At 68.7% G+C, this 12081-nt stretch carries 5 protein-coding genes; 4 read left to right on the top strand and 1 reads right to left on the bottom strand.

Annotated elements, in window-relative coordinates:
* The first annotated feature begins 263 nt into the window (after window positions 1–263).
* From FFK22_RS18590 to FFK22_RS18600, 3 genes are read left to right on the top strand one after another with little or no spacing between them, the layout of a single operon-like run.
* Window positions 264–2708, top strand: a complete 2445-nt coding sequence (locus FFK22_RS18590) for a FecR domain-containing protein (protein WP_138889499.1) — start codon at window positions 264–266, stop codon at window positions 2706–2708.
* A 39-nt stretch (window positions 2709–2747) separates the two neighbouring features.
* On the top strand, window positions 2748–7616 hold the full coding sequence (locus FFK22_RS18595) for a PKD domain-containing protein (RefSeq protein ID WP_138889498.1): 4869 nt from the start codon (window positions 2748–2750) through the stop codon (window positions 7614–7616).
* Entirely contained in the window at window positions 7613–9433 is a 1821-nt protein-coding gene (locus FFK22_RS18600) for an adenylate/guanylate cyclase domain-containing protein (protein WP_138889497.1), read from the top strand. Before FFK22_RS18595 ends, FFK22_RS18600 begins: the two co-directional genes overlap by 4 nt.
* A gap of 132 nt (window positions 9434–9565) precedes the next feature.
* Here FFK22_RS18600 and FFK22_RS18605 read toward each other — a convergent pair whose 3' ends face one another.
* On the bottom strand, window positions 9566–11065 hold the full coding sequence (locus FFK22_RS18605) for a CoA-acylating methylmalonate-semialdehyde dehydrogenase (RefSeq protein ID WP_138889496.1): 1500 nt from the start codon (window positions 11063–11065) through the stop codon (window positions 9566–9568).
* Between the two features lie 93 nt (window positions 11066–11158).
* Here FFK22_RS18605 and FFK22_RS18610 point away from each other — a divergent pair, with 93 nt between their 5' ends.
* The gene (locus tag FFK22_RS18610; RefSeq protein ID WP_138889495.1) at window positions 11159–12046 is read left to right on the top strand and encodes a LysR family transcriptional regulator; all 888 of its coding nucleotides are present in this window, start codon (window positions 11159–11161) and stop codon (window positions 12044–12046) included.
* Window positions 12047–12081: the final 35 nt, after the last annotated feature.

Genomic DNA, 12081 nt, shown 5'->3' on the forward strand with positions numbered 1-12081 from the left:
CTGACTGGGACGAGCACTCAGATACGCCCCGTATGTCGCCATATCGGAACATACGCCGCGTATGTCAATGCGCATACGCGCGCAAATCTCTGAAAACGGAGTGGATCGAGGTCATTCGTTCGGCCAGGGCCGACGGGATTTCGAGCGAACATCCAGTCTTGAACCCTCCTGCCTACAGGAAATAACTCACATTTATTCCTACTTCCGGGTTGACGCTCCTATCGTTCTCAAGGAAGAATTAATTGCAACTCTGAATTCAAAATATGAAACAAACAGTCGCATTCTTGCTGCTTGCTCCGGCCAAGGGGTCGACAAAGGTTTCGGGGAGCCTTGTGCAAGAGTACGGGGCATTCTCGAAGCGTGCCTTCGTCGCCAGCCTGGCTGAGTGGGCAGCTCCCGTCCTCCCTGCCATTGTTGTGCTTGCCTTGGCAATTTCGCCCCCGGCCGCCAAGGCCGAGACCATCGAGGTTCAACTCCAGCCGAACCAGACTCTCCGACAGCTTTCCGAGCAGTATCTGGGCGACCCTGATCTCTGGCCCGAGATTCTCAAGGCTTCCGACATCGCTTCAGTCGCGCAGCTGCCGTCGGGCCAGCTGCTGCGGGTGCCGGTAGATCTGATCGCCGCCGCCGAACGCACCCTGACGCGCTGCGCCGACCAGATCAGGCTGGCGAACCTCGCCGGTGCGCAACTCTTCGCGCCGGATGAGATCAAGGACGCCATCGATCTCTACGACCGGGCGCTCGACCGTCGCGTTGAGCGCCTCTGGGGCGACGCCAAAGACCTCGCCCTCAAATCTCACTCGGAAGCTGCGAAGGCCCTCGCCCTGTCGAGAGAACGGCGCGACGAGGCGGCTGAGGCACTGCTGAGCGACAGGAACGGATGGGTCGAAGCCCAGAAGCCGAAGGACCTCGGATGGAACGATGCCCAACTCCGCGCCGTCCTGGTGGAGCAGGAAAAGGTTCGCACCCTGTCGGATTCGACGGCGCAGCTGACCTTCCGGGACGCCAGCCGGCTCAGGCTCAACGCCAACTCGAACGCCGTCATCCAGGAGATGCGCTACGACCCGCTGACCAAGCATGAGGAGGCGAAGGTCAGCCTGATCGAGGGCGATCTCTACGCCCTTCTGGCCGGAGAAAGCGACCGCACGAGCTTTGCCGTCGACATTCCCGAGGCCAAGGCCCGCATCGAGTCCGGCGACTTCTGGGTCAGCAGTGGCGATGCCGGTGCCAAGTTCGCCAACTATGACGATCGCCCCGTCTCGGTCGCGGCCAGCGGCGAGACGGTCGTGCTCGGGCGGAACGAGGGCCTCGTCCTCTCCGCGGATGGCGATATTACCGAGAAGCGCAATGTCCTCGGCGCGCCTCGGCTGTCGGCGCCCGCGGATGACGGCGTCGTCTACAACCCGCCATTCGATCTCGCTTGGTCCGGCTCCCCGGATGCCGGGGGCTACTGGCTCGAGATCGGGGCCGACCAGTCATTCGACGGCATGCTTGTTTCGGAGTTCGGCCTTGCGAAACCGACCTTCCGTGTCGAGGACCTGCCTCCCGGCACGTACTACTGGCGGGTCTCCGCCCTCGATGCCTTCGGCTTGCCAGGACAGCGGAGCGCTCCCTGGCGATTCAGCGTGGCGATGGACACTGCCCCGCCCTTCCTGAGGCTCGACGCACCGGGCGAGGGAGCGATCGAGCGCGACGCCGCGATCGAGATCCGGGGCGAGACGGAGCCCGGCGCAACCGTCGCGGTGAACGGCCGGCCGGTCGAAGTGGCCGCCTCGGGGCGGTTCGCCGGGCCGATGACGGCCAGCGAGGGGGAAAACCGGGTCGAGGTCGTGGCCGCCGACGCCGCCGGCAACGTCACCCGGCTGATGCGCGGGATCCGCTACATGCCGGACCGGTCCGAGGCGGTGGTCCTGGATGCGTCGGTGCCCCGGGATCCGGCAGGCCGGATCCTGAGCAGCGGCGATGTCGTGTCCCTCATCGGCCACACCACGCCGACGACCCGCATCGATGTCGTCGGCGCCGACGGCGCTCCCCGCGGATCGACAGCCAGCGATCCGGCCGGCCGCTTCGCCCTCAATATCGGCCTCGGCGCTGACACGGAAGCGCTCTCGGTGATCGTGACCGCCCCGTCGGGTTTCCGCACTTCGCACAGCTTCGACATCGTGGTCGACCGCGAGCGGCCGACCATCACGCTTGCGGAGGAGTTGCCCCGGCTCACCGCATCCGAAACGCTGCCCATCAGGGGGCGGATTGCCAAGACCGGGGCGACGCTCCGCCTCAACGGCGGCGCGGTCGGGCTGAGGGATGGCGCCTTCGCCGAGACAATCAGCCTGCGCGCCGGGGACAACCCGATCGAGCTCGTCGCCACCGACACGCTGGGCAACACCGACGTGGCCCGGTTCACGGTCACGCTCGACAAGGATCCGCCCCGGCTGGTGGCGGCGAAGCTCACCCCCGAAAAGGGCCCCGCCGGGACCTTTGCGGCGCTCGAGATCCGCGCCTCCGACGCTTCGGGGCTCGCGGCGACCGCGCTGGCGACCGTGGGCCATGGCGGGCAGGCGGCCAATGCGGTGCTCCGCTTCAACCGTGCCACGCAAACCTATCGGGGCTCGGTTCCCGTTTCCCGCCGAGAGCTGAAATCGGCGGCGGTCAGAACGGTGGAGCTCACGGATGCCGCCGGCAACCGGCAGTCATACCGGATGGATTGAGCCGGAGATGTTCGAGGAAAGGTCGGTCGGGGCAAGAGCATGAAGGCAGGTCACCCGAGGAGAGCACTGTTCGGCGTCGCCCTGGTCGTGCTGGCAGGCGCATGGACGTTGCCGGCGCATGCCGACGAGAGACCGGCTCTTGTCACCTACGGCGGGGACGCGCCCACCAGGGAGGGCGATTTCTACGGCGATCAAACGATCTACATCAGCGTGCCGGAGGACTCGACCGGGCGGCTGTGGATCAATGTGTTCGACCCCGGGATCGGCCCGGCGTACGACAAGCCCGCGGGTCCGGGCAGGACCCGCTACGCGGTGTTCGGCGGCCCCGCCGCCTTCTCGCTTCCCCCGGTCGCCCCGGCTGATCCGCCGCCCGAAGCCGCGGCCGCGGGCACGCTGATCGCGGAGCGGGTCTTCGGCAACGAGCCGGACGCGGTCGGGCAATGGAAGACGGTGGCCGTCGTCGATCCGAGCCAGGGCGACGCCGTCGATGGACGCAGGATCTTCCGCCTGCTGGTGCAGGGGTTGGAGGGGGCGGCGGGCAACGTCTTCGATGTCGCCGTCAGCGCCCGCGGGACGGAGCCCATCGAGCCCGAGGGGCTGGAGATCTTCGCCTATCGGCTGACCGTCCGCGCCCCCGATCCGAAATCCTTCGCGGAGCTGCGGTTCCACCCGCCCGCAGGAGCCGACCGGCTGGTCGTCCATGGCTTCGACCTGGCCTATGGCACCCTCGATCTGACGACCGCGTTCTCTTCGGTCCCGCTCAAGGCGTCGGGCCAGGACAGGTGGCGGGCGACCGAGATCGCTCTCGACCCGCGCGCGGGGGGAGCGATGGCCGCTCTCGACTTCGGCCGCGGCGTAGAAACGCCGAACGACGCCACCTTCATGATTGCCGATGCCGCAGGCAAGCCGGTGCGGTTCGAGCTCCCGGTGCGACTCTGGCCGGCCCTGGTCCGGCCGAAGCCTGCGGTCGACCGGTCCGACCTGGCGGCCTGCGGATCGGTGTCGTTCGACGCCGGCCGGTCCGTGGATCCGAAGGGCGGGCATCTCACCTACCGATGGGATTTCGGCGACGGCTCCGCCGCCGAGGGGCCGCTCGTCCGCCACGACTACAGGGCGCCGGGCCGGTACAAGGCCCGCCTGGAGGTTCTCGGCTCCTCCGCCAAGATCGGCGACGGCGCCGCGACCGATTTCACCGTCGACGTGAAAACGCCCCCGGACGCCCGGATCGCATCCCCCGCATCCGCGGCAACCGGCGCCGAGGTGGCATTCGACGGCAGCGGCTCGGTCGCCGACAGATCGCCGATCCGGCACCGGACCTGGCGCTTCAGCGACGGGACCACGCTCAAGGGCGCCAAGGTCAGCCGGCGCTTCGACGCGCCGGGCCGCTATCTCGCCAGCCTGACGGTCGACGACGGCTCCGGCCGGCCTTGCGGCACCGACACCACGGAAGCCTCGATCCTCGTCAACACGACACCGGTCGCCGTGCTCGGCCCCGACCGCCGCGCCTCGGTGGGCGAGGATGTCGCCTTCGACGCCCGCCGGTCCTTTGATGCCGATGGCCGGATCACGGCCTATGCCTGGGATTTCGACGACGGCACGCGAAGCGACGCCGCCCGGCCGGCCCATGCCTATGATCGGCCCGGAACCTACATCGTCCGGCTGACCGTGGCGGACGATGCGGGGCTGCCCAATTCGATGGCGTCGGCCACGACCTCGATCACCGTCAATGCCCCGCCGACGTCGGTGGCCGGCGCCGATCAATCGGCGGCCGTCGGCGAGCCGCTGGTGTTCGACGGCTCCGCCTCCAGCGACCCGGACGGCCGCCTCCTGGCCTGGGACTGGGATTTCGGCGATGGCCAGGGAGGGGCTGGGGAACAGGCGACCCATGCCTTCAGCCGGCCCGGCATCTATCGGGTCAGGCTCACCGTGCGCGATGATTCCGGAACCAGCTCGGCGACCGGCGAAAGCACGCTCAGGGTGCGCGTGAACGATCCGCCGGTCGCGGTCGCCGGACCCGATCTGGTGGTGACCGCCAGCGCGGTCGCCTTCGACGGCATCGGCTCCTTCGATCGCGACGACGCGATCGCGGAGTATGCCTGGGATTTCGGCGACGGCGGCACCGGCACCGGATCCAGGCCGACCCATGTCTACGAGACCCCCGGCCGCTATCCGGTCCGCCTGACGGTGACCGATCGATCGGGGACGAAACGCAATTCGGCGAGCGACACCATGACCGTGGTGGTCAACGCCCGGCCAGTGGCCGATCCCGGGCCCGACAGGATCGTCGCGCCCGGGGAGAAGGTGGTGTTCGACGGCAGCCGCTCGCTCGACCCGGACGGCGACATCGCCGACTATCGCTGGGACTTCCGCGACGGCAGCGAGGGCAAAGGCCGCATCGCCTCGCACGGCTTTGCCAGGCCGGGGGTCTACGATGTCAGGCTGGCGGTGACCGACGACAGCGGCGATGCCGATGCCGTCGACTACAAGGAGGCCAGGATCACCGTCAACGCCGCGCCGGTCGCGGACCTGGGCGGAGACCTTATCGCTGCGCCGGGCGACATCGTCAGGCTGAGCGCCGCGAGCTCCTATGATCCGGACGGCCGGATCGTGAGCTATCGCTGGGACTTCGGCGACGACGCCCCCCCCATCTCCACTGCGCAGGTCGAACGGACATTCAGCGCGCCAGGGCTCTACACCGCCCGCCTCACCGTGGCGGACGACAGCGGCGCGTCCAACGGCTTCGACTCCCGGGAGATCAAGATCGCCGTCAATCACGCGCCTGTCGCCGATGCCGGTCCTGAGATGATGACCGAAAGCCTGATCGTGTCCTTCGATGGCACTGCCTCGACCGACCCCGATGGCGACGCCCTGACCTATCGCTGGGATTTCGGCGACGGGACGTCGGCGATCGGCGCCCGGGCGCAGCACACCTATGCGGCCGCCGGCACCTATCCGATCATCCTCGTCGTCGATGACGGCAAGGGGCTCGGGAACTCCATCGGCCGGATCGCCCGATCCCTCGTCATCCACCAGCCGCCGATCGCGAATGCCGGCGGCAATCGTGAGGTCTGCACCGGGGACGCGATCACCTTCGACGGGTCGAAATCCCTCGACCCCCAGGGCGGCGCCCTGCGCTATGCCTGGGATTTCGGCGACGGGACGGCCTCCGACATCGTCAACCCGACCAAGACCTATCGGAAGGCGGGGGTCTATCCGGTCACCCTGGCCGTGAAAGACAGCGCGAACCTGCCGAACAGCGCCCATGCCGACCGGGTCTCGATCAAGGTCGATCAGGGCGCCTCCGCGAATGCCGGCCCGGATATCGAGGCCTGCGCGATGTCGCCGGTCGATTTCGACGCCTCGCGCTCCTTCGATCCCAACGGGACGATCAAGCGCTACGACTGGGATTTCGGCGACGGCAAGGTCGCGGTCGGCGAGAAGCCAAGCCATGCCTATGAACGCCCCGGCGACTACCGGGTGTTCCTGAAGATCGAAGGCCAGCGTGCCGGCCGATGCGATCCGCATTCAACCGACGAGATGTCGGTCAGGATCCTGGCGGGGCCGGTGGTCAAGATCGATGCCCGCAACGCGGCGCCGCTCGGGGAGATCGCCTTCGACGGCTCCGGCTCGGATATGCAGGGCGGCAAGATCACCGGCTGGCATTGGGACTTCGGGGATGGCGGCACCGCCGAGGGCGCGACCGTCAGGCACGTCTTCACCGAGCCCGGCCGCAAGACGGTCACCCTGACTCTGGCGAGCGACTCGGCCTCGCCCACCTGCCGGCGCGTGAGCGGCACGCATGTCCTGGACATCAATGCCCCGCCCATCGCGGTGATGACGGCACCCGAGAGCCTTTCGGAGGGTGAGGAGCTGCTCCTCGATGCCGGCCGATCGCATGATCCGGACGGGGCGATCGCGGCCTACAGCTGGGACTTCGGCGACGGCGGCACGGCGACGGGCGTCCAGGTCAACCACCGCTTCACCGCCGCCGGGACCTACAAGGTTCGCCTGACGGTCACCGACGATGCCGGCGTGGAGAACTCCTCCGCGACGGTCGAGCAGATACTGATCGTGCGCCCGCCGCCCACGCCCGACATCGACCTGCCGGTCGCCGCCTGCACCGGCGAGGATGTCCATCTCGTCGTCGACGCTGCCGCGAAGCCTGCGGATGGCGGCTGGCGCGATGCCGGCGAGACGGATGGGGGCCACACCTTCGTCAGGCGCTTCGAGCAGCCGGGCCGTTACGACGTGACGGTCATCACGGATGACGGACGTGACCTGGCCGGCAGCCGCCGGCCGAAGACCCGAATTCTCCACGTCAACCGGCCGCCGGTGGCGATGCCAGGTCCGCAGCGCACCGTCTGTCCGATGACCGAGGTCGCCTTCGACGGCACCTCCTCCTATGACGCCGATGGCCGCATCGTCCGCTATCAGTGGGACTTCGGTGATGGCAACGCTGCCCAGGGCCCGAAGGTCACCCATGTCTTCGAGACGCCCGGGACCTACGACATCGCGCTGACCGTGACGGACGATACGGAGTCGAGCTGTGCCGCGACCCGCAGATCGGCGCGGATCGTGGTCAACGCACCGCCGGTCGCCGATGCCGGACCGCCGTTCGAGGCCTTCGTGGGCGGTGCCGCGGACGCAGTGCTCCTCGACGGCACGCGGTCCAGGGACCCCGACGGAGGCGCCCTCACGCATGTGTGGCGAGTCGGCGACGGCACTATCGAATCTGGGGAGCGCGTCCGCCACCTGTTCCGGCAGACCGGCGACGTCCCGGTGGAGCTGACGGTCACCGACAGCTCGGGTCTGTCCTGCGGCCAGGCCACCGACCGCACCGTCGTCACGGTCCGTCGGCGCTCACCGATGCTGGTGACCGAGACGCCTGCGGCCGGACCTCGGGAATGAGCCCGGTCTCCTGGCCCATGTCGCTGAGTCTCCGCCGCAAGCTGCTGCTGTTCTCAGCGCTGATCGCGGCGCTGCCGCTCCTCTTTGCCGGCCAGTCCCTGATCCGGATCGCCCGCGACGAGATGAAAAGCTCCGCCAATGAGCGGCTGGTTCGGACGGTCCGCGAGGTGACAGGCCAGATCGACGATATCTATGAGCGCGCCTGGCTGCCGCCCCTGCTGATGATCCGCAGCACGCTCGACAGCGAAAAGGTGGGCGTCGGAGAGAAGGTCGCGGTCCTCACCCACGGAATTGCCGAGCTGCCGGACATCGTCGCGCTGCAGATCACCCTCGATGGCGGCCGCCTGCCGCTGGTGATCTCGCAGGACCGCTTCAGCGCGAAGCTCACGGAGGCGGGCATCCAGCCCTTGAGCGTGCTCAGGGTGTCGCCGGAAACGATCATGGCCGCGGCGGGCACGGAGGCAGCGCCGCCCGTGCGGGTCAGCGCCGTCGACTACGAGCCGAAGACCGGGGCTTGGCTCGCGACCGTGATCCTGCCGCTCCAAAACCCGGTCAGCGGGGCGCGTGCGGTACTCTCCGCCAGGATCGATCTCGGCCGGATCCGGGACTTCATCAGGGACCAGCCGTTTCGCCAGGTCGGCATGATCACCACGGTCGACGCGCAGGGGCGGACGCTGTTCGATCCCGAGCAGGCCGGGTCCGGCGAGACCGAGCCGCCGAGCCAGGGCGAGATCGTGACCGAGGCCCTTGCCGCACGGAAGGAAGGCCGCTCCCGCGTGGTCAGCGTCGACACCTATTCGCGGCCGGACGGAACCCCGATGCTCGGCACCTTCGCCCCGGTCCGCAACTTCGACTGGACCGTCATGGTCGAGCAGAAGGAGGCGGACGCCTACTATGCCGCCGGGGTCATGATGAACAGCCTGTCCCTCTGGACGATCGGCGGGCTTGTCATCGCCGTCCTGGGGTCGGTGGCGTTCTCTCTCGGCATCAGCCGCCCGATTCTCGCGATCGGCGAGGCCGCGAACGAGGTGGCCAAGGGGAACTACAAGGTCCAGGTCAAGACCGTGCGCTCCCGGGACGAGATCGGCGAGCTGGCAAAGCGCATCAACAACATGATCGTACAGATCAACGAACGCTTCGAGCTCGCCAAATTCGTGTCCCACGGCACCATCAGCGCCATCCAGCGTTCGGAAGAGACCGGCGTCGCGCTGGGCGGAAGCCGCTGCGAGGTTGCAATCCTTTTCGTCGATATTCGCGGCTACACGGCATTTGCCGAGAGCCGCGACCCGGAGACAGTCGTCGAGACGCTGAACTTCTATCTCGCCAGGCAGGCCGACCTGGTCGCCAGTCACAATGGCGACGTCGACAAATTCGTCGGCGACCAGGTCATGGCCGTGTTCCAGGGGCCCGCCATGGCCGCCAACGCCCTCCGCTGCGCCCTCGCCATGCAGAAGCACATGACCGATGCGTCGGCCAACCGCCCCGACCGCACACTTGCGATCGGAATCGGCATCGATATGGGCGAGGTCGTCATGGGCGCGATCGGCGCCAGGGATCGCATGGACTTCACGGTGCTGGGCGATCACGTCAACATCGCCGCGCGCCTTTGCTCGGCCGCGAAACCCCGGCAGACGCTCGCAACGGCCGTGGTGATCCAGGCCGCGATGGGGTCGCACCCGGATTTGCCACTCACCTCCCACGCGCTCGACCCGATCACCGTCAAAGGCAAGAGCGCGCCGCTCAGGGTCTATGACATCCAGCCGGCGCGGCAAAACAGTCAACTCAAGCGAGCAGGCGGTGGGGCGGCGGAGCTATGACCGGTTCCGGCGCCCTGGGCCGAACCATCCTCGCCGTGATGTTCCATAAAGAGCTCCCGGACAGAAACGAGGGGCGCACCGGATGGCACGCCCCTCGATTGCTCAGCCGCTGAGTTCAGGCAGCAGGTGCGCCTACTTCATCGTCGGCATCACGAACTCCGCGCCGGCACGGATGCCGGTCGGCCAGCGGGTGGTGATGGTCTTCATCCGGGTGTAGAAGCGCACCCCTTCCGGCCCGTGCATGTGGTGGTCGCCGAACAGCGACGACTTCCAGCCGCCGAAGGAGTGGAAGGCCATCGGCACCGGGATCGGCACGTTGATGCCGATCATGCCGACCTGGATCTGGCTGGCGAACTCACGCGCGGCGTCGCCGTCGCGGGTGAAGATCGCCGTGCCGTTGGCGAATTCGTGGCGGTTGATCCAGCCGGCCGCGGTCTCGTAGTCCGGCGCCCGGGCGATCGACAGCACCGGCCCGAAGATCTCCTCGCGGTAGATCTTCATGTCGGTGGTGACATGGTCAAACAGCGTGCCGCCGATGAAATAGCCGTCCTCATAGCCCTGGCGGCGGAAGTCGCGCCCGTCGACCACCAGCTTGGCCCCCTCGGCGACGCCGGAGTCGATATAGCCGCGCACCTTGTCGAGATGCTGGCGGGTGACCAGCGGCCCCATCTCGGCCTCCGGGTCGGTGCCCGGGCCGATCGCCACGGCGCGGACCCGCGGCTCCAGCCGCGCCAGCAGCGCCTCGGCGGTCTTCTCGCCGACCGGCACCGCGACCGAGATCGCCATGCAGCGCTCGCCGGCCGAGCCGTAGGCGGCGCCCATCAGCGCGTCGACCGCCTGGTCGAGATCGGCGTCCGGCATCACGATCATGTGGTTCTTGGCGCCGCCCAGCGCCTGGCAGCGCTTGCCGGTGCGCGCCGCGGTCTCGTAGATGTAGCGGGCGATCGGGGTCGAGCCGACGAAGCTGATCGCCGAGATGTCGGGGTCGAACAGCAGCGCGTCTACCGCCTGCTTGTCGCCATGCACGACGTTGAACACGCCGTCGGGCAGCCCGGCCTCCTTCAGCCATTCGGCCAGCAGCAGAGAGGCCGAGGGGTCGCGCTCCGACGGCTTCAGGATGAAGCAGTTGCCGCAGGCCAGCGCCACCGGGAACATCCACATCGGCACCATGGCCGGGAAGTTGAACGGGGTGATGCCGGCGACGATGCCGAGCGGCTGGCGCAGCGAGTGGCTGTCGACGCGGGTGCCGACATTCTCCGTGATCTCGCCCTTCAGCAGCTGCGGCGCGGCGGTGGCGAACTCGACCACCTCCATGCCGCGCTGGACCTCGCCGCGGGCGTCGCTCAGCACCTTGCCGTGCTCGGCGGTGATGGCGGCGGCCAGCTCGTCGGTGCGCTCCTCCAGGATGCGCAGGAAGCGGTTCAGGATGCGGGCGCGGCGTAGCGGCGTGGTGCCGGCCCAGTCCGGAAACGCCTGCTTCGCCGCGGCGACGGCGGCGCGGACATCGTCGACCGAGGCCAGGGCGACGCTGCCGCTCTGCTGGCCGGTGGCCGGGTTGAAGACCGGGGCGCTGCGCCCGCTGACGCCCGGAACTCGGCGGCCGCCGATGAAATGATGGATCTCGGTGGGCATGGTCGTCTCCTCCTCTGCTGCCGGCACCTTCCCGCTTTACCCGGCGCGCATCAACGCACAGGATCGAGCAACCGTTGTGCGGGATTTCAAGCCATGGACTGGGACCATCTGCGCGTCTTCCTGGCGGTCGCCCGGCACGGCCAGTTGCTGGCTGCGTCGCGCAAGCTCGCCCTGAACCACGCCACCGTGGCGCGCCGGCTGGACGCGCTGGAGGCCGATCTGGGCACGGTGCTGTTCGACCGCCGGCCGGCCGGGTCGGTGCTGACCCAGGCCGGCGAGCGGCTGCTGCCGGTGGCCGAGGGCATCGAGACGGCGCTGCTGGGCGCGGCGGAAGGGCTGCGGGATGACGAGGCGGAGGTGTCGGGCACCGTGCGTATCGGCGCGCCGGACGGCCTCGGCAACCACTTCCTGGCGCGGGAGCTGGGACGCTTCGCCCGGCAGTATCCGAGCCTGACGGTCGAACTGGTGCCCCTGCCCCGCAGCTTCTCCCTGTCCCGCCGCGAGGCCGACCTGGCGATCGGGCTGGACCGGCCGGTGGAGGGGCGGCTGATCGTGTCGCGGCTGACCGATTACAGCCTCGGGGTCTATGCCGCGGCCGACTATCTCGCGGCGGCGGGCACGCCAAAGGATGCGGACGAGTTAGCGGATCATGTCGTGGTGACGGGGGTCGAGGACTACGCCTATGCCCCGGCGCTGGACTATGCCTGGGCGCTGGAGGACCGGTCGGCCCGGCGCTTCCGCTGCGCCAGCGTCACCGGGCAGATGGAGGCGGTGCGGGCCGGAATCGGCATCGGCGTGCTGCACGACTTCGCCGCCGCCGATCTGCCCGGGCTGGTGCGGATCCTGCCGGAGATGGGGTTCCGCCGCAGCTACTTCATGCTGTCGCATCCAGACAGCGCCGGGCTGCGGCGGGTGGCGCTGTGCCGCCAGTTCATCGCCCGCCGCTTCGAGGAGGAGCGCCGGCGCTTCCTGCCGGGGTGACCGGAAACAGCTCCGGACAGGCTGCCCCACCGCAG

The sequence above is a fragment of the Mycobacterium sp. KBS0706 genome, assembly GCF_005938675.2.
Taxonomy (GTDB): Bacteria; Pseudomonadota; Alphaproteobacteria; order DSM-16000; family Inquilinaceae; genus Inquilinus.

Excerpts from the sequence above, each read along its gene's own strand:
- FFK22_RS18600 (WP_138889497.1), top strand. The coding sequence starts at position 7,613 with ATGAGCCCGGTCTCCTGGCCCATGTCGCTGAGTCTCCGCCGCAAGCTG.
- FFK22_RS18595 (WP_138889498.1), top strand. The coding sequence starts at position 2,748 with ATGAAGGCAGGTCACCCGAGGAGAGCACTGTTCGGCGTCGCCCTGGTC.
- FFK22_RS18610 (WP_138889495.1), top strand. The coding sequence starts at position 11,159 with ATGGACTGGGACCATCTGCGCGTCTTCCTGGCGGTCGCCCGGCACGGC.
- FFK22_RS18605 (WP_138889496.1), bottom strand. The coding sequence starts at position 11,065 with ATGCCCACCGAGATCCATCATTTCATCGGCGGCCGCCGAGTTCCGGGC.
- FFK22_RS18590 (WP_138889499.1), top strand. The coding sequence starts at position 264 with ATGAAACAAACAGTCGCATTCTTGCTGCTTGCTCCGGCCAAGGGGTCG.